This is a genomic window from Curtobacterium sp. ME-Dv--P-122a, from assembly GCF_030209645.1.
GTDB lineage: Bacteria > Actinomycetota > Actinomycetes > Actinomycetales > Microbacteriaceae > Curtobacterium > Curtobacterium flaccumfaciens.
On record NZ_JARVRO010000006.1, the window covers coordinates 556,578 to 579,053 of the forward strand.

25 protein-coding genes are annotated in these 22,476 nt (G+C 71.9%); 18 read left to right on the forward strand and 7 right to left on the reverse strand.

Annotated elements, in window-relative coordinates:
• Window positions 1–76 precede the first annotated feature (76 nt).
• From QRN49_RS07595 to QRN49_RS07625, 7 genes are all read left to right on the forward strand, one after another.
• Window positions 77–952, forward strand: a complete 876-nt coding sequence (locus QRN49_RS07595) for an aminoglycoside phosphotransferase family protein (RefSeq protein ID WP_284754973.1) — start codon at window positions 77–79, stop codon at window positions 950–952.
• Window positions 953–1,010: 58 nt separating this feature from the next.
• Window positions 1,011–1,613 (forward strand): DUF6197 family protein, encoded by a 603-nt coding sequence (locus QRN49_RS07600; RefSeq protein ID WP_194653194.1) that lies wholly within the window; start codon window positions 1,011–1,013, stop codon window positions 1,611–1,613.
• Complete coding sequence (locus QRN49_RS07605) at window positions 1,610–2,353, forward strand: DinB family protein (RefSeq protein WP_284754976.1); 744 nt, start codon at window positions 1,610–1,612, stop codon at window positions 2,351–2,353. The genes QRN49_RS07600 and QRN49_RS07605 overlap by 4 nt, the downstream gene beginning before the upstream one ends.
• A 208-nt stretch (window positions 2,354–2,561) precedes the next feature.
• Window positions 2,562–3,209, forward strand: a complete 648-nt coding sequence (locus tag QRN49_RS07610) for an ABC transporter permease (protein WP_284754978.1) — start codon at window positions 2,562–2,564, stop codon at window positions 3,207–3,209.
• Entirely contained in the window at window positions 3,196–4,467 is a 1,272-nt protein-coding gene (locus QRN49_RS07615) for an ABC transporter ATP-binding protein (RefSeq protein WP_017887899.1), read from the forward strand. The genes QRN49_RS07610 and QRN49_RS07615 overlap by 14 nt, the downstream gene beginning before the upstream one ends.
• Window positions 4,464–5,228, forward strand: a complete 765-nt coding sequence (locus QRN49_RS07620) for an ABC transporter permease (protein ID WP_110865308.1) — start codon at window positions 4,464–4,466, stop codon at window positions 5,226–5,228. Before QRN49_RS07615 ends, QRN49_RS07620 begins: the two co-directional genes overlap by 4 nt.
• Window positions 5,225–6,250, forward strand: a complete 1,026-nt coding sequence (locus tag QRN49_RS07625; RefSeq protein WP_071406245.1) for a glycine betaine ABC transporter substrate-binding protein — start codon at window positions 5,225–5,227, stop codon at window positions 6,248–6,250. Before QRN49_RS07620 ends, QRN49_RS07625 begins: the two co-directional genes overlap by 4 nt.
• Before the next feature lie 80 nt (window positions 6,251–6,330).
• On the opposite strand, the gene QRN49_RS07630 is transcribed toward QRN49_RS07625, so the two are convergent.
• A complete protein-coding gene (locus tag QRN49_RS07630) occupies window positions 6,331–6,960 on the reverse strand; it encodes a TetR/AcrR family transcriptional regulator (RefSeq protein WP_071406244.1) in 630 nt (209 codons plus the stop codon).
• 80 nt (window positions 6,961–7,040) lie between these two features.
• Here QRN49_RS07630 and QRN49_RS07635 point away from each other — a divergent pair, with 80 nt between their 5' ends.
• The 7 genes from QRN49_RS07635 to QRN49_RS07665 all read left to right on the forward strand — a co-directional run bounded on the left by QRN49_RS07635 (window position 7,041) and on the right by QRN49_RS07665 (window position 13,066).
• Window positions 7,041–7,769: an ABC transporter ATP-binding protein gene (locus tag QRN49_RS07635; protein WP_031260145.1), complete on the forward strand. Its 729-nt coding sequence runs from the start codon at window positions 7,041–7,043 to the stop codon at window positions 7,767–7,769.
• A complete protein-coding gene (locus tag QRN49_RS07640) occupies window positions 7,766–9,043 on the forward strand; it encodes an ABC transporter permease (RefSeq protein WP_284754983.1) in 1,278 nt (425 codons plus the stop codon). The genes QRN49_RS07635 and QRN49_RS07640 overlap by 4 nt, the downstream gene beginning before the upstream one ends.
• Window positions 9,044–9,070: 27 nt before the next feature.
• The gene (locus QRN49_RS07645; RefSeq protein WP_164941156.1) at window positions 9,071–9,598 is read left to right on the forward strand and encodes a GNAT family N-acetyltransferase; all 528 of its coding nucleotides are present in this window, start codon (window positions 9,071–9,073) and stop codon (window positions 9,596–9,598) included.
• A gap of 54 nt (window positions 9,599–9,652) precedes the next feature.
• Window positions 9,653–10,321 carry a hypothetical protein gene (locus QRN49_RS07650; RefSeq protein WP_111032176.1) on the forward strand — a complete coding sequence of 223 codons (669 nt, stop codon included), beginning with the start codon at window positions 9,653–9,655 and terminating at the stop codon, window positions 10,319–10,321.
• A gap of 118 nt (window positions 10,322–10,439) precedes the next feature.
• A complete protein-coding gene (locus tag QRN49_RS07655; protein ID WP_284754987.1) occupies window positions 10,440–11,132 on the forward strand; it encodes a hypothetical protein in 693 nt (230 codons plus the stop codon).
• 39 nt (window positions 11,133–11,171) lie between these two features.
• Window positions 11,172–12,617, forward strand: coding sequence for a phytoene desaturase family protein (locus QRN49_RS07660; protein ID WP_284754988.1), 1,446 nt, complete (start codon window positions 11,172–11,174; stop codon window positions 12,615–12,617).
• 5 nt (window positions 12,618–12,622) lie between these two features.
• Complete coding sequence (locus tag QRN49_RS07665; protein WP_027466826.1) at window positions 12,623–13,066, forward strand: SRPBCC family protein; 444 nt, start codon at window positions 12,623–12,625, stop codon at window positions 13,064–13,066.
• A 75-nt stretch (window positions 13,067–13,141) separates the two neighbouring features.
• Here the strand turns inward: QRN49_RS07665 and QRN49_RS07670 are convergent, their stop codons facing one another.
• A complete protein-coding gene (locus QRN49_RS07670; RefSeq protein WP_194653201.1) occupies window positions 13,142–13,960 on the reverse strand; it encodes a shikimate 5-dehydrogenase in 819 nt (272 codons plus the stop codon).
• 95 nt (window positions 13,961–14,055) lie between these two features.
• On the opposite strand from QRN49_RS07670, the gene QRN49_RS07675 reads away from it, so the two are divergent.
• The 3 genes from QRN49_RS07675 to QRN49_RS07685 all read left to right on the forward strand — a co-directional run bounded on the left by QRN49_RS07675 (window position 14,056) and on the right by QRN49_RS07685 (window position 16,716).
• On the forward strand, window positions 14,056–14,982 hold the full coding sequence (locus tag QRN49_RS07675; protein ID WP_071406237.1) for an NADP-dependent oxidoreductase: 927 nt from the start codon (window positions 14,056–14,058) through the stop codon (window positions 14,980–14,982).
• A 98-nt stretch (window positions 14,983–15,080) separates the two neighbouring features.
• Window positions 15,081–15,275, forward strand: a complete 195-nt coding sequence (locus tag QRN49_RS07680; RefSeq protein ID WP_027466823.1) for a PspC domain-containing protein — start codon at window positions 15,081–15,083, stop codon at window positions 15,273–15,275.
• 34 nt (window positions 15,276–15,309) lie between these two features.
• Entirely contained in the window at window positions 15,310–16,716 is a 1,407-nt protein-coding gene (locus QRN49_RS07685; protein ID WP_284754993.1) for an L-serine ammonia-lyase, read from the forward strand.
• A gap of 29 nt (window positions 16,717–16,745) precedes the next feature.
• Here QRN49_RS07685 and QRN49_RS07690 read toward each other — a convergent pair whose 3' ends face one another.
• Genes QRN49_RS07690 through QRN49_RS07710 form a run of 5 tightly spaced genes read right to left on the reverse strand, consistent with a single transcriptional unit; the run spans window position 16,746 to window position 21,505 of the window.
• A complete protein-coding gene (locus tag QRN49_RS07690) occupies window positions 16,746–17,582 on the reverse strand; it encodes a class II fructose-bisphosphate aldolase (protein WP_111045820.1) in 837 nt (278 codons plus the stop codon).
• Window positions 17,579–18,604: a 1-phosphofructokinase family hexose kinase gene (locus tag QRN49_RS07695; protein ID WP_284754996.1), complete on the reverse strand. Its 1,026-nt coding sequence runs from the start codon at window positions 18,602–18,604 to the stop codon at window positions 17,579–17,581. The genes QRN49_RS07690 and QRN49_RS07695 overlap by 4 nt, the downstream gene beginning before the upstream one ends.
• Window positions 18,601–19,719, reverse strand: coding sequence for an N-acetylglucosamine-6-phosphate deacetylase (gene nagA, locus QRN49_RS07700; RefSeq protein WP_284754998.1), 1,119 nt, complete (start codon window positions 19,717–19,719; stop codon window positions 18,601–18,603). Before nagA ends, QRN49_RS07695 begins: the two co-directional genes overlap by 4 nt.
• Complete coding sequence (locus tag QRN49_RS07705; RefSeq protein WP_284755000.1) at window positions 19,716–20,627, reverse strand: ROK family protein; 912 nt, start codon at window positions 20,625–20,627, stop codon at window positions 19,716–19,718. The genes nagA and QRN49_RS07705 overlap by 4 nt, the downstream gene beginning before the upstream one ends.
• Window positions 20,627–21,505: an SIS domain-containing protein gene (locus QRN49_RS07710; protein ID WP_152377033.1), complete on the reverse strand. Its 879-nt coding sequence runs from the start codon at window positions 21,503–21,505 to the stop codon at window positions 20,627–20,629. Before QRN49_RS07710 ends, QRN49_RS07705 begins: the two co-directional genes overlap by 1 nt.
• A 133-nt stretch (window positions 21,506–21,638) precedes the next feature.
• Between QRN49_RS07710 and QRN49_RS07715 the strand changes: the two genes are divergently transcribed.
• On the forward strand, window positions 21,639–22,427 hold the full coding sequence (locus QRN49_RS07715) for a DeoR/GlpR family DNA-binding transcription regulator (RefSeq protein WP_027466817.1): 789 nt from the start codon (window positions 21,639–21,641) through the stop codon (window positions 22,425–22,427).
• The last annotated feature ends 49 nt before the right edge of the window (window positions 22,428–22,476 follow it).

Below are 22,476 nucleotides of genomic sequence, written 5' to 3' on the forward strand. Positions count from 1 at the left end.
GAGACTACCGAGAAGGGTGTCGCGCCACCGGCCCCAGTTCGCGGGCATGTGTCCGGCGGCCCACTAGCCTGACGCGGTGCCCACACCCGCTGCCGAGGTCGACGTCGACGTCCCGCTCGTCCGGTCCCTGCTGCGCGACCAGCACCCCGACCTGGCGCGCCTCCCGCTCGAGGTCGTCGCGAACGGCTGGGACAACGTCGTGCTGCGTCTGGGCGACGACCTGGCCGTCCGGGTCCCCCGTCGGGAGCTGGCCGCACGGCTCGTCGAGCACGAACAGCGCTGGTTGCCGGACATCGCCGCCCGGGTCGGATCGGTCGTCCCGGTGCCGGCCGCGGTGCGCACCGGACGCCCCGCCCTCGGCTACCCGTGGTCGTGGAGCATCGTGCCGTGGCTGCCCGGCACGGCGATCGGTGAACGTGCGGCCGGGGTCCGCGTCGCCGAGGCGCTCGCCGCGTTCGTCGGGCTCCTGCACGTCCCCGCCCCGGCCGACGCCCCGGCGAACCCGTTCCGTGCGGTGCCGCTCGTGTCGCGGAGCGACGCCGTGCTGACGCGACTCGACGAGCACGGCGTGCACCGGGCCGGAGAGCTGGCCACGCTGTGGCGGACCGCAGCCGCCGCGCCCGCGCACGCCGGGCCTCCCGTCTGGGTGCACGGCGACCTGCACCCCTTCAACCTGCTCGTCGACTCGTCGGACGGTGTCGACCGACTGTCGGCCGTGGTCGACTTCGGGGACGTCACCGCGGGCGACCCCGCCGTCGACCTCGCCACCGCCTGGCTGACGCTCGACGTACCGGGGCGTTCCGCGTTCCGGGCGCGCGTCGCGGCCTCGGACGCCACCTGGCTGCGCGCACGCGGGTGGGTGGTCGCGCTCGCGTCCGCGCTGGCGACCGCCGACGAACGCGCCTTCCGGAGCGTCGCGAGACGGAGCATCGACGCGGTGCTGGACGACTGAGTCCCCACGGGGCTATCGTGACCGCACCATCCGTGCACAGCCGATCGGAGGGGCCGCCATGACCCTCGAGCTCCGCGTCCAGCACGACGTCGCCACCGACGCCTCCCCCGCCCCCGTCCGACCCGGTCTCCGCGGCCTGCTCGACCGTCTCTCGGACCGCCGCGCCGCCGCCCGCGCGCGACGGGTCGACGACCGGGTGCGCGAACTCGGCGAACTCGTCCACCTGCTCTCCGACGCCCGCGCGGTCGTCGAACGCGGGTGGGTCCAGCACGCCTGGTTCGCCTACCTCGACGAGCACGGCCGGGAGCGCAAGGCCTCCAGTGCCGCCGCGATGGACGTACAGGGCCGGCCGCTCGTCGGCGCCTGCCTGGTCGGTGCGGTCGTGTCCGCCGCCGGCGGGCCGCACGCGGTGCACGCTCCCCGGGTGCAGCACGCGCTCGACGTCGTGTGGCACGCCCTCGCCCGCGACGAGGGCGAGCCCGTGCTGTGGTGCCCCGCGCCGGACATCCGGATGGGGCGGGTACGGGACCTGACGAGCTGGAACGACGCCCCGGCACGCACCGGCGCCGAGGTCGCCGGGCTGCTCCTGACGGCCGAACGCGTCGCCGTGCAGGAGTCGACGCGCCTGCAGGAGCTCCGGGTGGCACGATCGGGGGCATGAGCGACGTCGAAGCGGTCCCCGAGGTGCACCCCGCGAGCACCAGCACCCTGGCCGCGAGCGGCAACGCCCTGCTGTCGGACGAAGGGGCAGCACCGAACCCCGACGGTGCGGCGGCCGCGGACGGCGCGGGCGCGCACGCGGACGCCGCTGCCGCCGACGCCGCGGTGAAGCGGACGCTGCACCGGTACCTGCAGAAGCACCGCGCCGCCCTGCTGGCCAAGCTCGACGGGCTGGCCGAGCGTCAGGCGCGCTGGCCGGTGACGCCGACGGGCACGAACGTCCTCGGGCTCGTGAAGCACGTCGCCGGGGTCCAGGCCGGCTACTTCGGCGAGGTGTTCGGGAGGCCGTTGCCGGACCAGCCCGCCTGGCTCGAGTCGGAGGACGGCGAGGACATGTACGCCTCGCTCGACGAGACCATGGCCGACATCGTGGCCTTCCACCACCGGAGTGCCGCCCACGCCGACGCCACGATCGAGGCGCTCGACCTCACCGCCACCGGGACCGTGCCGTGGTGGCCGGAGGGGCACCGGGACGTCACGCTGCACCGGATCCTGGTGCACATGGCGTACGAGACCGCTCGGCACGCGGGTCACGCCGACATCGTGCGCGAGATGCTCGACGGCCTGGCCGGCGACGGTGACGGCAACCTGGCCGACAAGTCCCCGGACGAATGGGTCCGGTGGCGCGAGCAGCTCGTCGACATCGCGGAGCGAGCGGGGTTGCGCGGCCTCGGCGCATAGCCGAGCAGGCAGACCGATCGTTACCGTTCTCCCAGGCTCGCCCTGCTGAACCCCTGCTGATCAGGGGTTGTCCTCCTCGCAACTGCAAGGGAAACCGTCGTCTCGGTGGGGTTGCGTTGTACAACCGGTCCAGCTGCTGCGTAGCTTTGGCCGAGCTCGTGCCCCGATCTGTGGGCAGTTCAGCCGACCGGAAGGGGAGCGCCCACCCGTGTTCCAGTACGTCGTGGAGCGATGGAACCAGATCTGGTTCGCATCGTGGCAGCACTTCTCACTGGTCGTCCAGTGCGTCGTCCTCGCCACGGTCATCGCCGTGGTGCTCGCCACACTCGCCTACCGCAGCCCGCGCCTGACCGCGTTCGCGAACGGGGTGTCGGCCATCGGCCTGACCCTGCCGTCGTTCGCCGTCATCGGCCTGCTCATCGTCCCGCTCGGCTTCGGCGTCCTGCCGTCGGTCGTGACGGTCGTCTTCTTCGCCGCGCTGCCGATCCTGCGCAACGCGGTCGTGGGTCTCGCCGAGATCCCGCCTGCCGTCGTCGAGTCGGCGCGCGGCATCGGCATGAGCCGGTTCCGCACCCTGCTGCAGGTCGAGCTGCCGATGGCGTGGCCGATCATCCTGAGCGGTGTCCGCGTTGCCGCGCAGATGGTGATGGGCATCGCCGCCATCGCCGCGTACGCGCTCGGCCCCGGGCTCGGCGGCTTCATCTTCTCCGGGCTGTCCCGCCTCGGCGGCGCCAACGCCCTGTTCTCCGTCGTGGTCGGGGTGGTCGGCGTCGTCCTGCTCGCCCTGGTCCTCGACCTGCTCCTCATCGGCCTCGGCCGCCTGACCATCTCGAGAGGTATCCGTGTCCAGCACTGACTCCGCCACCACCACCGCGCCCGACGGGGACGTCACCGGGCGCAGCATCCTGCTCGACGAGGTCACCAAGCGGTACCCCGGGCAGTCGAAGCCCGCCGTCGACGGCATCACGCTCGAGATCCCGGCCGGCAAGATCGTCATGCTCGTCGGCCCGTCCGGCTGCGGCAAGACGACGACCCTCAAGATGATCAACCGCCTGATCGAGCCCACCCAGGGCCGGATCGTCGTCGGCGACGACGACGTCACGGGCATCGACGGCGACGAGCTCCGTCGCCGCATGGGTTACGTGATCCAGGCCGGCGGGCTCTTCCCGCACATGACGGTCGCGGCGAACATCGCGATCGTGCCGAAGATGCTCGGCTGGTCGAAGGAGAAGATCGCGGCGCGGGTCGACGAGCTGCTCGACCTGGTCTCGCTCGACCCCGACACCTACCGCGACCGGTTCCCCCGCGAACTCTCCGGTGGCCAGCAGCAGCGCGTCGGCGTGGCCCGTGCGCTCGCGGCGGACCCGCCCGTCCTGCTCATGGACGAGCCGTTCGGCGCCGTCGACCCGATCACCCGCCAGCGCCTGCAGGACGAGCTCCTGCGCATCCAGGAGGAGCTGCACAAGACGATCGTCATCGTCACGCACGACTTCGACGAGGCCGTGAAGCTCGGCGACTGGATCGTCATCTTCACCGAGGGTGCGCACATCGTGCAGTACGACACCCCGGAGCGGATCCTGGCCGAGCCGGCGAACGAGTTCGTCGAGAACTTCATCGGCTCCGGCGCCGGCCTGAAGCAGCTCACGCTGAACCGCGTGCGCGACGTCGAGGTCGAGTCGGCCGTGACCTGCTCGCCCGGCGAAGAGGTCAAGGCCGTGCTGCAGCGGATGAACGAGGCCGGCGGGCACCAGCACGCGGTCGTCGTCGACCACCGCCAGCGGCCGATCGGGTGGCCGTCGCGCCGCCAGCTCGAGCGCCTCGACCGGATCCCCGACGGCGTCGAGCCCGGCCTGCCCGTCGTGGGCGAGGCCGCGACCCTCAACGACGCGCTCGACACCATGCTCGTCTCGAGCGCCGGCGCCGCGCTCGTCACCGGTCGTCGTGACGCGTTCCGCGGGGTCATCACCGTCGAGACCGTGATGGAGGCGATCACCCGCTCCCGCGCGACCGCCGCAGGCGACCAGGCCTACACGCCGGTCGGCACGAACACGAACCCGATCGAGACCATGCCGTCGTCACCGGTGTCGGCCATGCCCACCGGAGAAGACCTGTGAGCGCAGTCGCCACTGCCGGCCCCGCCACCGGTGCGAGCACCTCGTGGAAGGGCCTGCTGTTCCAGCCGATCGCGATCCTGGTCGTGCTGGCCGGCTTCGCGGTGTGGCTCGCGACGGCGGACCTGACCCCGACGGAGCGCACGACGCTCAACCCGGCGGACATCCTGGCCCTGACCGGCCAGCACCTCGTGCTGACCCTGCAGTCGACGGTCCTGGTGCTCGTGATCGGCATCCCGCTGGGCGTCGTGCTCACCCGCGGGCCGCTGCGCCGGGCGAGCCCGTACGTGCTCGCCGTCGCGAACTTCGGGCAGGCGGCCCCGGCCGTCGGCCTCATCGTGCTGCTCGCCGCCTGGCTCGGCCTGAACAGCTCGTCCGCCGTCATCGCGCTCGTGCTCTACGCGATCCTGCCGGTGCTCCGGAACACCATGATCGGCGTGCAGAGCGTCGACGACCGCCTGGTCGAGGCCGGTCGCGGCATGGGCATGAGCGCCTTCAGCGTGCTGATGCGCGTCGAACTGCCGCTCGCGGTGCCCGTGATGCTCTCCGGCATCCGGACCGCCCTCGTGCTGCTCGTGGGTACGGCGAGCCTGGCGACCTTCGTCGGTGCGGGCGGACTCGGTCTGCTCATCACCACGGGCGTGACCCTGTTCCTGCCGAAGGTGCTCGTCGCCGGGGCCCTGCTCGTCGCCCTGCTCGCCCTCTCCATCGACTGGCTCGGCCGCGTGGTCGAGACGGTCGCACGACCGAAGGGACTCCGATGACCCGCCGCACCCGCAGCACCCGCCGCACCCGCACCCGGGTCGGAGCCGCCGCGTTCGTCGCCGGTGCCACTGCCCTCGTCCTGACCGGGTGCGGCCTGCAGCCCGCCACGTCGTTCGTGCCCGAGGCCGGCGCCGGCTCCATCCAGCGCATCGACGACCTGCCGGCCGGCGCCCACATCACCGTGACGTCGAAGAACTTCACCGAGCAGCTCGTGCTCGGCAAGATCGCCGTGCTCGCCGCCAAGGCCGCCGGGTTCGACGTCACCGACGAGACGAACGTGCCCGGCAGCGTCGCGGTCCGTGAGCTGATGACCTCGCACGCGGCCGACTTCACGTACGAGTACACCGGCACCGCCTGGCTGACCTTCATGGGTCACACGAAGGGGATCCCGGACAAGACCGAGCAGTGGACGGCGGTGAAGAAGGAGGACGCCGGCAACGGGCTGACGTGGCTCGAACCCGCGCCGATGAACAACACCTACGCGTTCGCCGTCCGCAACGAGGCCGTCAAGGAGCTCGGGGACGTCAAGACGCTCTCCGACATCACGAAGCTGCCGGTCGACCAGCGCACGTTCTGCGTGGAGTCGGAGTTCAACTCCCGTGCCGACGGCTTCAAGCCGATGCTCAAGAAGTACGGCTTGGAGCTCGGTGGTTCGGGGTCGAACGGTGTTCCGAGCAGCAACGTCAGCATCCTCGACACCGGCACGGTCTACACGGCCACCGACCGAGGCAAGTGCAACTTCGGTGAGGTCTTCACCACCGACGGCCGCATCAAGTCGCTCGGGCTGACGGTGCTCGAGGACGACAAGGGGTTCTTCCCGGCGTACAACGTCGCGCCCGTCATCGACTCGAAGACGCTCAAGGAGTACCCGCAGCTCGAGGGGATCTACGACCAGATCTCGCCGAAGCTCACGGACGCGGTGTTGCAGGAGCTCAACCGTCAGGTCGACGTCGAGGGGCGTGAGCCGGCGGACGTCGCCTTCGACTGGATGGTGAAGGAGGGCTTCATCACGAAGCCCTGACCGTTCTCGACGTCCCCACGAACGGACGGGAGGCGCGGTGCCAGCTGGCACCGTGCCTCCCCTGCGTTCGTGGTCGCGTCTCAGGCCGCGGCGATGCGCGCAGCCGTGTCGCGGATCGACGCGACCACCGCCGCCCGCACCTGTTCCGGGTCGGAACCCTCGTGCCGAGCGGCACTGCGGAGCCCCGTCATGCACATGCCGAGCAGCATCTCCGCCGCCTGCGGGGTCGCCGCCTCCGGCCCCCAGGCCGGGTCGCGTTCGAGGATCGTGCGCACCGCGCCGGTCATCGCCTCGGCGACCGTGGTCATCCGCGTGACCTGCCGACGCATCAGCTGTGGGAACCGCACGATGACGGCCTTGCGCTCGAGCCGCTCGTGCTCGTCGCCGAACGACGACCCGAACACCAGGAACGCCAGGTCCACGACGGCCTGCGCCGCCGGCTCCCCCGCGACGGCCGCCAGGTGCGCCTCGAGGGTGGCGGGTTCGAGGTCGAGCTCGGTGTGCCCGAGGACCGCGTCCTCCTTGCTCTCGAAGTAGTTGAAGAACGTCCGCGGGGAGACGTCGGCCCGCGCGGCGATCTGCTCGATCGTGGTGCCGTCGACGCCCTGCTCGAGGGCCAGGGACCGAGCCGCCTCGGCGATGCGGTTGCGGGTCTCGATGCGCTTGCGGTCACGGAGACCGAGTTCTGACGGCGTCGCGGAGTCGGGCATGGCCCGACTGTAACCGGAACGTCACATGATCTACAGCAAACGCAAACTTGCAGTCGTGCATCGGACACTACGGTGAACCCATGACCACTCCCGTGCTCGAGGCCCGTGACCTCGCCAGGACCTACGGCCGCGGCGCGACGCGGTTCGACGCGCTCAAGGGGGTGTCGCTGGCGGTGCACCAGGGCGAGAGCCTGGCGATCGTCGGCAAGTCCGGCTCCGGCAAGTCGACGCTGATGCACCTGCTCGCACTGCTCGACAAGCCGTCGGCCGGACAGGTGCTGCTCGACGGCACCGACGCGGCGACGCTCGGAGCGCGGCAGGTCAACCGCACCCGGAACAGCACCTTCGGGTTCGTGTTCCAGCAGTTCTTCCTGACGCCGAAGACCTCGGTGCTCGACAACGTCGTGCTCCCGCTCAAGATCGCCGGTGTCTCCGGAGCCGAGCGCAAGCGCCGGGGCATGGCGGCGCTCGACGCCCTCGGGTTGGCCGACAAGGCCAAGAACGACGCCAACGACCTGTCCGGCGGCCAGAAGCAGCGCGTGGTCATCGCCCGGGCGCTGGTCGGTGAGCCGAGCGTGATCTTCGCCGACGAGCCGACCGGCAACCTCGACACGAACACCGGACAGGTGGTCGAGGACATGCTGTTCGGGCTGCAGCGCGAGCGGGGGATCACGCTCGTCGTGGTCACGCACGACGAAGAGCTCGCCGCGCGCTGCGACCGCAGCGTGAACGTCCGCGACGGCCTGATCGTCGGCGGACCCGACGACGCGGTCGACGCGTCTGCCACGCACGGAAGGCACTCCGCATGAACTTCCTCGACCTCCTGCGCACCGCGGTCTCGAACACCTTCCGCTCGAAGCTGCGCACGACCCTGACCGTCATCGCGATCTTCATCGGCGCCTTCACGATCACGCTCACCTCGGCCATCGGCACGGGCGTCAGCAACTACATCGACAGCCAGGTCTCCTCGATCGGCGACACCGGTTCGCTGACCATCACGAAGGCGGTCGACAGCACCTCGACCGACAGCGGCCCGGCGAAGTACGACCCCGAGGCGTCCGGTCAGAGCGTCGACCGCGGCCCCGCGTCGTTCTCGTACCTGTCGCAGTCCGACGTCGACGCGATCGAGAAGACGGACGGCATCAAGAGCCTCCGTCCGGCGATCGCCCTCGCACCGAAGTACGCCGAGTACGGCGACCAGGGCAAGTACGTCGTGTCGCTCACGGCCAACGCCGGCGAGCTCGACGCCGACCTGGCGAGCGGCAAGCAGCTCGACGACGACACCGACGCCAACCAGGTGATGCTGCCGACCGACTACCTGAAGAACATGGGTCTCGGCAGCGCCTCGGCCGCCGTCGGCAAGGAGCTCACGATCGCCGTCGACGACTACCAGGGCAAGGAGCACACGCTCACCGCCACCGTCGTCGGGGTGCAGAACGAGTCGCTGTTCGGCAGCGGTGCCGGGGCGAACGTCGCACTGACCGACGCCATGCAGGCCGCGCAGGAGATCGGCAAGCCCGACTCGATCGCGACGTCCTACGCCAGCGCCACGGCGACGCTCGACGCCGGGGCATCGGTGACCACGGTCAAGAAGTCCCTGGCCGACGACGGGTTCCTCGGCCAGACCATCCAGGACCAGCTCGGCCAGTTCCAGACCGTCATCAGCGGCATCGTGGGGGTCCTGAACGCCTTCGCCGTGATCGCGCTCGTCGCCGCCGGCTTCGGCATCATCAACACGCTGCTCATGAGCGTGCAGGAGCGCACCCGCGAGATCGGCCTGATGAAGGCGATGGGCATGGGCGGCGGCAAGGTCTACACGCTGTTCTCGCTCGAGGCGGTGTTCATCGGGTTCCTCGGCAGTGCCATCGGCGCCGGGGTCGCGATCCTGCTCGGCACCGGGATCTCGAACGTCCTGGCCGGCACGCTCCTCAAGGACCTGCCGGGGCTGCAGATCATGCAGTTCGCGCCGGGGTCGGTCGCCACGATCATCCTCGTCGTGATGTTCATCGCATTCCTGGCGGGCACCCTGCCGGCACGACGAGCCGCACGGCAGAACCCGATCGAGGCGCTCCGGTACGAGTGACAGGCAGGGGTGCCTAGTGTCTGGACGGTGACGACGTTCGGACGCGATCTCGGTGACGGCTACACGCTGACGCTGCGCGACCTGACGACGGTCGACCAGGTGCTCGCACTCGTGCACGCCAACACCGATCGTCTGCGGGCCGCCGAGCCCTGGGCATGGGACCCCCAGACCCGCGAGGCCATCGCCCTGCACACCGAACGGCTGCTCGGCCAGTTCGCGATGGACCGCGCGCTCCCCTGCGTCATCCGCCAGGACGACCGGATCGTCGGGGTGGCTTCGCTGACGTTCGACCCGTACCTGGGCCAGGCATCGCTCGGCTACTGGGTGGACGCCGGACAGGAGGGCCGTGGTGTCGTCCGGCGGGCCGCCACGGTGCTGATCGGGGTCGCCCGAGCGCGCGGGTCCGCACGGATGGAGATCCGGACGGCGGTCGACAACGCGCGGAGCCGGGGGCTCGCCGAGCGGCTCGGCTTCACGCACGAGGGCACCCTGCGCGGGGCGCTGCCCCTCGGGCCCGAGCGTGTCGACGTGGCGGTGTACGGCCTGCTGCTCTGACGAACGACTCCCTCGTGCAGGCCGACCGACACCGGTCGCCGGTATCGTCGGAGCATGGCCTTGTTCGGACGACGCAACCACGACGTGCGCGATCGACCCATCAGCCAGGTCGAACTGAAGCGGGCGGTCGACGAGGGCTTCCTCATCGCGAAGGCCGCCGTCACCATCGCGGTGGCCAACCGCATCATCACGAACGCCCTGCGTGACCAGGGGTACTTCGACCACGCGCTCATCGCCGAGGCCACGCGCGAGGAACTCCACCGCATGGCCGAGGAAGAGCGGGGCGACGCCGCACGCATGCGGGAGATCCGCTCCACCTCGAGCAAGCAGAAGGGCCGTTCCCGCCACCAGCACGACTACCGGCGGGGCGACGACCTGAAGCTCCGGATGCGCGAGGCCACGTACGAGCAGCTCGCCACCATGCTCGACAAGCGGCGCGACGACCAGCACTTCGTCGACGGCATCGTGCTCGCCGCGCGGGCCCGCGCCTGGGACGACATCGGCACCACCGTCGTCGGACGGCTCGGGTGGGCCCAGCGTCCGGCCGACGACTACGAGATCGGCCGTGACGACCGGCTGCAGCAGATGCTCGACGAGGACTTCGCCGAGTTGCTCGCCGAGCACCCCGTCGGATCGACCCCGGTCGACGCCGACGAGCCCGACGACGCCGATGGTGACCAGGACGAGTCGGACCCGGCCGACCCCGACACCTCGCGCACCTGACCGGTACTTGATATACCGGCCCGTCTTCGATAGGCTCATCGAGTAACGCCCCAGGACCATTCGGCTCGCCGGACTCCTGGGGCGATTGCTGTCTCGAAGGGGTGCGACGAGGGGCGCGATGATCGATCCAGCCACGCTGCAGGCGCTCCCGAGGCTGCTCAGCGCAGCGCGCTTCGACCGGTACGCGGCCCGCTACGACGGCCGTACCGACCTCGCCGCGCGGCTCTACGCCTGGAACTCAGAGATCGCGTCAGCGTTCTGGGGTCCCGTCGGTTGCCTCGAAGTGTTCGTCCGGAATGCTCTTCACGACGAGCTCCGCCGGGGCCGTCGTGACGACTGGTGGAACAACGCCGCTGTCCACCTGCTGGACCGCGAACGCCGGGCGGTCGACGACGCAACTCGAACCCTGCGACGACGGGGCTTCACCGATCCCGAACCGGATCAGGTGGTCGCCGCGACGAGCTTCGGCTTCTGGGTCGGCCTCACCGATGCGGGGATCCCCCGAAACCCGATCTGGAGCTACGAGACGACGCTCTGGCAGCCGCGGCTCGTGCACGCGTTCCCCGGCCTGGGGACGGTCCGACGCAAGCAGCTGCACCGACGACTCGATGCCGTGCGGAGATTCCGGAACCGGCTCGCCCACCACGAACCCATCCACAACGCGCCGTTGGCGGCCATCCGCGACGACATCGTCGCGATCGCCGGAGCGATCGACCCCGACGCAGCGACGTTCATCGCCGGTGCGCACCGTATCGACGACGTCCTGGCTCGGAAGCGAGTGGCGGTGTCGACAGGCGCCTCGGTGATCTGACCGACACCACACGCAGTCACGAGTCCCTAGGCTCGGTGCATGGTTGATGCGGTGGTCGTCGGAGCGGGACCGAACGGGCTCGCGGCAGCGGTGACGCTCGCACGCGCCGGACTGTCGGTCGAGGTCGTCGAACGGAACGACACGATCGGCGGGGGCGCCCGAACGGCCGAGCTCACCCTGCCCGGCTTCCTGCACGACGTCTGCTCCGCCGTGCACCCGATGGCCCTGCAGTCCGAGTTCTTCCGGCTGTTCCGGATGGAGGAGCGCATCGAGCTCCGCCTGCCCGAGGTGCAGTACGGCCACCCGCTCGACGGTGGGCGCGCCGGCATCGCCTACCAGGACCTCGACCGCACCGCCGCCGAGCTCGGGGTGGACGGGCCGGCCTTCAAGCAGCTGATGGCCCCGCTGGCGGAGAACGCGGACCAGGTCGCCGACTTCGCGACCGACGCGCTGCTGCACGTGCCGCGGCACCCCCTGACGGTCCTGCGCTTCGGTCTGCGGGCGCTCGAGCAGGGCACCGCGGCGTGGAACCTGCGTTTCCGCGGCGAGGCCGCACCGGCGATGGTGTCCGGCGTCGCCGCGCACTCGATCCAGCACCTGCCGTCCCTGTCCACCGCGGCGGCTGCCCTGTCGCTCGGCTCGTACGCGCACGCCCGCGGCTGGCCGGTGCCGATCGGTGGCAGCCAGGCGATCGTCGACGCGCTCGCCGCGGACCTCGTCGCGCACGGCGGCCGCATCGTCACCGGGCAGGAGGTCCGGTCGCTCGGTGACCTCACCCCGGCGAAGGCGGTGCTGTTCGACACCAGCGTGCCGGGCATGCTCCGGATCGCGGGCAAGCAGATCCCGACCCCGAGGCGCGGTGCACTGCGACGCTTCCGGTTCGGCAACGCGGCGGCGAAGGTCGACTTCGCGCTGTCCGACCCGGTGCCGTGGACCAACGAGTCGCTGCGGAAGGCCGGGACCGTGCACATCGGCGGGACCCGCCAGGAGATCGCGGCCGCTGAACGTGCCGTCGCGAACGGGCAGCACGCCGAGCGCCCGTACGTGCTCGGTGCGGAGCCGACCGTGGTGGACCCGACCCGCGCCCCGAAGGGCAAGCACGTCTTCTGGGCCTACGCGCACGTCCCGGCGGGGTCGGACGTCGACCCGACCGAGGCCGTCACCCGTCAGATCGAGCGGTTCGCGCCGGGGTTCCGTGACACGATCCTGTCGTCGAGCTCCCGTACCGCCGTGCAGATGGGCGAGTACAACCCGAACTACGTCGGTGGCGACATCGCCGCCGGTGCTGCGAGCTTCTGGCAGCTCGTCAAGCGCCCCGTCCTGTCCAGCGACCCGTGGCGGATGGGCGGCGGCATGTACCTGTGCTCCGAGTCCTCCGCGCCCGGCCCCGGCGTGCACGGCATGGCCGGCTGGCACGCGGCGAAGAGCGCCCTCCGGCACACCTTCGGCCTGCTCGAGGACGTCGACCTCACCCCGGAAGGCTGATCACCATGGCGAAGAACGTCCGCATCCTGCACTGCCGCCCCGAAGCCGTCTTCGACGTGCTCGGCGACGGATGGCTCTACACGACCTGGGTGGTCGGCGCCTCGCGCATGCGCAAGGAGGAGTCCGGTTGGCCGCAGGTCGGTACCCACCTGCACCACTCGTTCGGCGCGTGGCCGATCGTCATCAACGACGTCACGACGTCGCTGGTGTGGGAGCCGCCGCACCGCATGGTCATCCAGCCGAAGGGCTGGCCCATCGGCGAGGCCCGCGTCGAGCTGACCGTCGAACCGCACCGGCACGGCAGCAAGGTCACGATCACCGAGAACGCGGTGGCCGGGCCGGGTTCGTACGTGCCCGACTTCCTCATGCAGCCGCTCATCTGGATCCGCAACCGAGAGACGCTCCGCCGCCTCGAGTGGGTGGCCGTCGGGCGCGCGGCGAACGCCTGAGACGTCCCACGAGACGGACGGGAGGCCCGTGGCGGCGCCGCTACGGGCCTCCCGTCCGCCCTGTGGGGGCGTCGACTACTCGGCGCGCGAGAACTCGCTGGCCCGCGCCACCTGGTCGTCGGTCAGGGCGACGCCCGTGTACCGCTCGAACTGACGGGCCGCCTGCAGGGCGATGACCTCGGCGCCGGTGATGACGTGCTTGCCGGCGTCGCGGCCCGCCCGCACGAGCGGGGTCTCCGACGGGAACGCGACCACGTCGAAGACGGTGTGCGCCGCCTCGATCCGTTCCGGCGCGAAGGCGAGTGCGTCCTGCTGGTCGCCGCGCATGCCGAGCGGGGTGACGTTGACGACCAGGTCGGTCTCCCCCGCCTCGCGCTCGTCGGCGACCCACTCGTAGCCGTACTGCGATGCCAGGGCCGGGCCGGTCTGCTCGTTGCGGGCGACGACCGTCAACCGGTCGAAGCCGGCGCCGCGGAACGCCGCCGTGACGGCCTTGGCCATGCCACCCGAGCCGCGGAGCAGCACCCGCGAAGCCGGGTCGACCTGGTGCGACCCGAGCAGGGCGGCGATCGCCTCGTAGTCGGTGTTCGACGCCGTGAGCACGCCGTCGTCGTTCACGACCGTGTTGACCGACTGGATCGCGGCGGCGGAGTCCTCGATGTGGTCGACCAGCGGGATGATCGCCTCCTTGAAGGGCATCGACACCGAGCAACCGCGGATCCCGAGCGCACGGATGCCGGCGACGGCGCCGGGCAGATCGGTCGTGGTGAACGCCTTGTACAGGAAGTTGAGGCCGAGCTCGTCGTACAGGTAGTTGTGGAACCGGGTGCCGATGTTGCTCGGTCGCGCGGCCAGCGACATGCAGACCTGCATGTCCTTGTTCAGGATGGGCATGCCCCCAGTCTCGCACCCTCTCGCTTTCGCGTCCTCGCAGGGATGGAGCGGTCCACGCAGACCGGGTACCGCGCTCCGGGGTAGCGTCGGTCCCGATGACTGAGATCCCGGAGACCATGCGCGCTGTCCGCTTCGACGAGTGGGGTGACCGATCGGTCCTGCACGTCGCCGAGGTGCCCGTTCCCGAGGTGACGCCCGGGCGGGTGCTCGTCCGCGTCCGCGCCGCAGGCATCAACCCCGGTGAGTCGGCCATCCGCCAGGGGGCGTTCGGCGGTGACCTGCCGTCCGGGCAGGGCACCGACTTCGCCGGCATCGTGGTGGCCGTCGGGGCCGAGGTCGACGGCGTCGACGAGGGCGAAGAGGTCATCGGCTGGTCGTGGGACCGCGCGAGCCAGGCCGAGTACGTCTCCGTGCCGGCCGTCCAGGTCGTCCAGAAGCCACGCCTGCTCGACTGGACCGTGGCGGGTGGCCTCGACGTCATCGCGACCACCGCGGCCGCAGCCGTGCGTGCGGTCGACCCGCGTCCGGGCGAGACCGTCGTCGTGTCCGGCGCCGCCGGCGGGGTCGGCGGCTTCGTCACCCAGCTGCTCGCGAACGAGGGCATCGACGTCATCGCCGTCGCCTCCGAGGCGAACCACGAGTGGCTCCGTTCCAAGCGTGCACGGCCGGTCGCGTACGGCGACGGGCTGCAGGAGCGCATCACCGAACTCGCGACGAACGGCATCGACGCCGTGATCGACACCCACGGCGCCGAGTACGTCCGGCTCGGCATCGCCCTCGGGGTGCCGGTCGACCGCATCGAGACGATCATCGCGTTCGACGAGGCCGCCGAGGTCGGAGCGAAGGCCTCGGGCAGCGCGGACACCGCCGACCCGGAGATCCTCGGGGCGCTCGCTCTCGAGGTCGCGAACGGCGCCATCGAGGTGCCGATCGCCGCGACCTACCCGCTCGATCGTGTGCAGGACGCCTTCGAGGAGCTCGAGCAGGGCCACACCCGCGGCAAGATCGTCCTCATCCCCTGACCCCGGGGCTGCTCAGGGCCGGTCCGGGGGTTTCCCCCACCACGCTCGGGGTGCGTCCCGGATGCGCTCGACGGGCGGCGTTGCGTAGCGTCGTCGGTATGAGCACACTCTCCCGTCCCCGCAACGGTCGTCTGCTGGCCGGCGTCTGCGCCGGTCTCGCCGACCGCTTCAACCTGTCCCGCACCCTGGTCCGGGTCGTCTGGGTCATCCTGAGCTTCTTCCCCGGGCCGCTGTGGATCGCGTACGTCGTGCTGTGGTTCGTGATGCCGCCCGAGGGCGGTCGGCGGCGCTGAGCACCGGTCCGTCCGGACGGGTTAGTGTGGCGGCGTGCCGGTCTCCGTCTTCGATCTGTTCAGCGTCGGTGTCGGCCCCTCGAGCTCGCACACCGTCGGCCCGATGCGGGCCGGTGCCGAGTTCGCCACGCTCGTCCGTGGCCTGCCCGTCGCGTCCGTGGTGGTCGACCTGTACGGGTCCCTCGCGTCGACCGGGCAGGGCCACGGCACGCTCGGTGCCGTCGTCGCCGGGCTCATGGGGTCGCACCCGGAGACCGTCGACCCCGATGCCATGGTCCTCGCGCTCGACACCCTGGAACGCGACGGTGTCCTGCGGCTCGACGGCGGTGCGACCGTGCCGTTCCGCCTCGCCGACATCGTCCTGCACCCCCTGACGATGCTGCCCCGGCACCCGAACGCCATGCGGCTGCGCGCCCGTGACGCCGCCGGTGCCGATCTGGCGGACGAGACCTACTACTCGATCGGTGGTGGGTTCATCGCACGGGACGAGGCAGCCGAGCCCGCGGCCGACGCATCCGCTGCCGTCGCCGGTGCCGCGATCCCGGTCGACGACGCCGTGCCGTACCCGTTCTCGAGCGGCGCGGAGCTGCTCGCCGCGTGTGCCGGTTCCGGCCTGCCGATCAGCGGCGTCGCCCTGGCGAACGAGGCCGTCACCCGGACGGACGTCGAGATCCGGTCCGGCCTGCTGGGGATCCACGGCGTGATGGAGTCGTGCGTCGACCGATCCGTCCGCCGGGGCGGGTGCCTGCCCGGGGGACTCGACGTCCGCCGTCGCGCCGCCACCTGGCACGAACAGCTCACCCGCGAGGACCCCGACCACGACCCGCTCTTCGCGATGGAGTGGGTGAACCTCGTCGCCATGGCGGTCAACGAGGAGAACGCCACCGGCGGCCGTGTCGTCACCGCCCCGACGAACGGCGCAGCCGGCATCATCCCCGCGGTCCTGTACTACGCGCTCACCTACGTGCCCACGGTCGCCGAGGCCCCCGCCGCCGAACGCGACGACGCCGTCGTGCGGTTCCTGCTCACCGCCGGGGCGATCGGGTCGATCTACAAGGAACGGGCGTCGATCTCCGGCGCCGAGGTCGGCTGCCAGGGCGAGGTCGGATCCGCGGCGTCGATGGCCGCTGCGGGGCTCGCCGAGGTCCTCGGGGGCACCCCGGAGCAGGTCGAGAACGCCGCCGAGATCGCGATGGAGCACAACCTCGGGCTGACCTGCGACCCGATCGGCGGCCTGGTGCAGATCCCGTGCATCGAGCGGAACGCGATCGCGGCGAACAAGGCGATCAACGCCGCCCGGATGGCCCTGCGGGGCGACGGGGTGCACCACGTGTCGCTCGACCAGGTCGTCGAGACGATGCGGCAGACCGGGGCGGACATGTCGTCGAAGTACAAGGAGACCGCGATGGGCGGGCTCGCGGTGAACGTCCCGCTCTGCTGAGCGCCAGCGCGCCCGCGCCCGCTCGCGCGTCAGGCGTGCAGGAGCGTCAGCAGCCGTGCCGTCTCGGTGGCGATGGCGTCCCGGCCCGCCGACACGTACTTGCGCGGGTCGACGACGTCCGGCCGCTCGTCGAGCACGGTGCGGAGCGCACGGGTGAACAGGCCGTTCAGGTGCGTCGAGATGTTGATCTTCGTCATCCCCGCGTGCACGGCGCCACGGAGTTCGTCGTCGGACAGGCCGGAGGACCCGTGCAGCACGAGCGGCACCGGCACCGCGGCACGGAGGCGCTCGACCAGGTCACGGTCCACCGACGCCTCGCGGGTCTGCATCGCGTGCGAGGTCCCCACCGCGACCGCCAGGGCATCGACCCCGGTGTCGGCCACGAACGCGGCGGCGTCGGTCGGATCGGTCCGGACGCCGGGCGCGTGCACGCCGTCCTTGCCGCCGACCTCGCCGAGCTCGGCCTCGATCGCGACGCCCGCGGCGTGACACCGAGCGGCGAGCTCGCGGGTCGCGGCCACGTTGGCGGCGAAGTCCAGGTGCGAACCGTCGTACATGACCGAATCGACGCCCAGCTCGACGCCGGCCGCCACCAGCTCCGGGTCCTCGATGTGGTCGAGGTGCACGAGGACCTCGACGTCGGCGGCCCGTGCGACCGCCTGGGTTGCGGTCGTGATCGGCGCGAGGCCGCCGTGGTACCGGACGCAGTTCTCGCTGATCTGCAGGATCACCGGCAGACCGGCCAGCTCGGCGCCGGAGACGATCGCCTCGGCGTGCTCGAGCAGCACCACGTTGAACGCGCCGACCCCGCGGCGTGCCGTGCGGGCGGTGTCGAGCAGGCCGGTGAGGGCGAGGTCGGTGATCATGCGGGGGTCCTCGTTCGGTCGTGGGCGGGAGCAGGCGGGGTGGACAGGAATCGTTGGACGTCTGCCGGGTCGACCGCGCCGGCCACCGGCTGGAGGACGGCGGCGGCCCCGTGTGCGGCGGCGGACCGCAGGGCTCGGAGCAGGGTGGCGTCGTCGGGGGCCGGGACGCTGCCGTCAGGCCCGGGGAGACCAGCACCGACGAGGACATCGACCAGGACACCGACGAGCCCGGCGGTGGCTGCGTCCCCGGCGCCGGTCGGGTTGCCGGAGACCCCGGGGACGGCCGGCACCTCGAGCACGTACTCGGCGGTGTGGGCGGCGATGCCGTCGGATCCGCGGGACACCACGACGACCGTCGCGCCGAGTCCGAGGAGCCGGAGTGCCCCCGAGCGCTCGTCGTCGGTGCCCGTGGCCTCGAGCAGTTCCTCGCGGTTGGGCTTGCAGACCGTCGCCCCGGCCGAGGCGGCAGCCAGCAGCGCGGTGCCCGAGCAGTCGACCACGGAGAGCACACCGCGGTGGCGTGCGGCGATGACCCAGCGGGCGACGACCGCCGGGTCGGTGTCGCGGGGCAGGGAGCCCGACACGACCAGGGCAGCCGCGGGCGGGGCATCAGCGGTACCGCGCGTATCGCCGACATCGCCGTCGAGCAGTGTCTCGACCGCGGCGGTGACCGTGTCCCACTCGTCGGGGCTGAGCACGGGTCCGGGCTCGCCGAACATCGTCGGGTGCGCGAGGTCGTCCACCACCGTGACGGTCGTGCGGGTCTCGCCACGGACAGCGACGTCGGTGTGGACGAGCCCGAGGTCGTCGAGGGCATGGGCGATCCAGTGCCCGCCGTCGCCGCCGAGGGGCAGCACGGCGTGGGTCGGGACACCGGTGGCGGCGAGGACCCGCCCGACGTTCAGGCCCTTGCCGCCGGGACGCCGCTGGACCTCGAGCACGCGCTGGGTCTCGCCGATGCGCTGTTCGGCGACCCGGTAGGTCACGTCGACGGCCGGGTTCGGGGTGACGACGAGGATCACGCGACCACCGCCGTCGGCAGGGTTCGGACGCTGCCGCGCTCCGGGTCGAGCACGACCAGGTCGGCGGGGGCGCCCACGCTGAGCGGTGCAGGTGCCCCGAGCAGGCGTGCCGCACGCCCCGCGGACGCCGCGACGACCTCGGGCAGGTCGGTCCCGGCGCCGAGCAGGCGGCGGACGGCGTCGGCGACCGTGATCGTGCTGCCCGCCAGCGACGAACCGTCGGCGAGCACGGCGAGCCCGTCGCGGACGGTCACCGCCGATCCGGCCACCGTGTACGCCCCGTCGGGGCAGCCCGTCGCCGCCATGGCGTCGGAGACCAGGACCATCCGGCCCGGAGCGCTGCGCTGGACGATGTCGACGGCGACCGGGTCCAAGTGGTGGCCGTCGACGATGCACTCGAGCAGCACACGGTCGTCGGAGAGCGCGACCCCGACCGGCCCGGGTGCGCGGTGGTGCAGCGGGGGCATCCCGTTGAACAGGTGGGTGACGAGCGAGGCTCCGGCGTCGACCGCGCGGCGGGTCTGCTCGGCGGTGGCGTCGGTGTGGCCGATGGCGACGACGACCCCGGCTTCGGCGAAGCGGGCGACGGCGTCGAGTGCACCCGGGAGCTCCGGCGCGAGGGTGACGATCCGCAGGGCGCCACCGGCGGCGTCGCAGTAGGCGTCGACCTCGGCGGGGTGCGGGGCGTGCAGCAGGTCGACGCGGTGCGCCCCGCGACGAGCCGGCGCGAGCCACGGCCCCTCCAGGTGCAGTCCGGCGAGCGTGCCGTCCGCGACGAGCGGCCGGAGCCGGGTGAGGGCCGCCACGGTGTCCGCGCGCTCGCCCGTGGCGATGGACCCGACCAGGGTGGTCGTGCCCCGCGACCTGTGGTGCCCAGCGGCGGCACGGGCGTCCTCGGCGGAGCACCCGGCGAAGTCGTGCCCGAGTGCCCCGTGGGCGTGGAGGTCGACGAACCCGGGCACGATCGCGCCGTCGACGGTGACGGCGGTGTCCGTGCGCATCGGGGCCCCGGTGCCGGTCGCCAGCACGGTGTCGTCGTCACCGATGACGAGCCAGCCGTCGTGCAGGTCCGCCTGGGCCGTGACGATGCGATGAGCTCGGACGAGGGTCGTCACAGCAGGACTCCGGTCTCGGTCTCGAGCAGCGCGCGTGCGAGGATCCCCGCACCGATGGCGCCGGCTGCGTCGCCGTGCCGGGCGGGCACGATGACGGGGACACGGACGCCCTGCAGACGCTCCGTGACGGCGTCGCGCAGCGGGTCGATCAGCAGCGGGCCCGACTCGGCGAGTCCCCCGCCGACGATGACCGTGTGGTTCCCGGCGACCGCGGTGGTCCAGGCGACCGCATCGGCCAGGACCGCGACGCAGTCGTCCCAGACCGCACGGGCTGCCGGGTCGCCCTGGCGGACCAGGAGCATGGCGGCGTGCGCGGAGGGTGCCCCGGAACGACGTGCGACTCCCCCGGCGGACGCGATCTCCTCGACGCGGTGGCCCGCGTGCGGACCGGTCTGGATGCGGACCTGCCCGATCTCCCCCGCCCAGCCACCGCCGGACACGACGGTGCCGTCGACCACCAGGGCGCTCGCGAGCCCGGTGCCGACCGGCACGAACGAGACCGACCCCCGCGAGAGCGCCGGGTCACCGGCCCGGACCTCGGCCAGGGCCCCGGCGCGGACGTCGTGGCCGAAGGCGATCGGGACGTCGATCCCCTGCTGCAGGAGCTCGGCGCGGACGAGGTCACGCACCGGGACGTCGCGCCACCCGAGGTTGACGGACAGGTCCACGGTGCCGCGGGTCTCGTCGACGACGCCGGGGGTCACCAGCCCGATGGCTTCGAGCGGCGCCCGTCGCGTGGCCTGTGCGGCCAGCCCGGCGACGACGGCGGCGAGGCGCGCGGCGCCCGGGTCGTCGCGCGGCGTCGGCACCCGGGTCTCGTCGAGGACGAGTCCGTCGGCGGTCGTCAGCCGGGTCTTGATGCCCGTGCCGCCGACGTCGACCCCGAGCACCGCGCCTGCGCCACCCATCAGGTGAGGATGACCGACCGGGTGAGCGACCGGGGGTTGTCCGGGTCGAGCCCGCGTCCCTCGGCCAGGGCGACGGCGAACCGGTGCACCACGACGAGTCCGGCGATCGGGTCGAGGTCGTGCTGGACGAATCGGGCGCCGGTGGCGGCGACCTCGGCGGCCAGGCCGTCGGGTGCGGTGCCGAGCGACCAGACGAGCCGTCCGGGCTGGGCGATCGCGATGGGACCGTGCCGGTAGTCCATCGCCGGGTAGGACTCAGCCCAGAACTGCGCGGCCTCACGCGTCTTGAGGGCGGCTTCGAACGTCAGGCCGACGGCGGCCCCACGACCGACGAACGAGACCTGCTCGGCGTCGAGCAGGTCGTCGATCGGCACCGTCAGCGCGGTCTCGGCCTGGGCTGCGAGCGCGTCGACGTCGTCACCGATGGACGCCCGCAGCAGTGCGAGCGTCGTGGTGGCGAAGCGGGTCTGGACGACCGAGCGCTCGTCGGCGAAGGGCAGGGCGACCACCTGGTCGGCGACGGCCGCGGCAGGGCTGTCGGCGACGGCCGTGATCAGGACGGTCCGCTGCGACGGCAGGGCCTGCAGCAGGTCGACGATCTCGGTCGTCGTGCCCGAGCGGCTGATCATGAGCACGCGGTCGTACTCGCGGGACGCGGGGTACTCGGATCCGGCGAAGGCATCGGTCACACCGAGGCCCGCCTGCTCACGGGCGACGGCGTAGCTCATGGCGATGAACCAGCTCGTGCCGCAGCCGATCACTGCCACGCGTTCGCCCGGCTGGGGGAGCGCGTCGGCGAAGGTCGGCAGGAGCGCGGCGGCTGCACGCCAGGTCTCCGGCTGCGAGGCCAGTTCAGCGCTCACGAAGGTGTCGGTCATGGGAGCCTTCCGGGTCCGGATCGATCCGGGTGATCGATGATCAGGAAGCGTAGCGAGCGATTGTGCGCAAGGGAAGGGGAAAACGTCATTTCCGATCACCGGGCGACGGTGGTGACGCCGTAGGATGACCGTCATGACCCCCCAACAGCGGCTGAACGCCCTGCTCGAACTGGTGAGCGAACGCGGCAACGTGTCGATCGCCGAGATCGGGGAGCTGCTCGGGATCTCCGCCGCGACGGCTCGCCGTGACCTCGCGACCCTCGCCGACCAGCGGCTCGTCACGCGCACGCACGGGGGAGCGGCAGCACTCGGGGCCGGGTACGAGCTCCCGCTGCAGTACAAGATCGCCCGGCAGGCCGAGGCGAAGACGGCGATCGCCCGCGCGGCCGCCCGACTGGTGCAGCCGGGGGAGACCGTCGGCCTCAACGGCGGGACGACCACGACCGAGGTCGCGCGTGAACTCGGCAAGAGCGAGCGGTTCATCCGCGCCGACGGCGAGTTCGGCATCACGATCGTGACGAACGCGCTGAACGTCGGGTACGAGCTGTCCGTCCGCGCCAACGTGAAGATCGTGGTCACCGGTGGAGTGGCGCGGCGGCAGTCCTACGAGCTCGTCGGGCCGCTCGTCCGGGACACCCTCGACGAGTTCGCCCTCGACCTCGTGGTGCTCGGCGTCGACGGTCTCACCGGCCAGTACGGCGCGACCACCATGCACGAGGGCGAGGCCGAGGTCAGCCGCCACTTCGCCTCGGTCGGACGACGCGTCGTCGTGGTCGCCGACTCGACCAAGATCGAACGGTCGACCTTCGCCCGGATCTGCCCGCTCGACCGCATCGACGTCCTGGTCACCGACCAGCCGGTGCCGGCCTCGTTCGCCGCTGACCTGGCCAGCGCCGGCGTGGAGCTCGTCGTCGCCGACTGAGCACCCCCTGCGGCCACCCCGGAACGGTCCGGACGTTTCGATCGTGTAA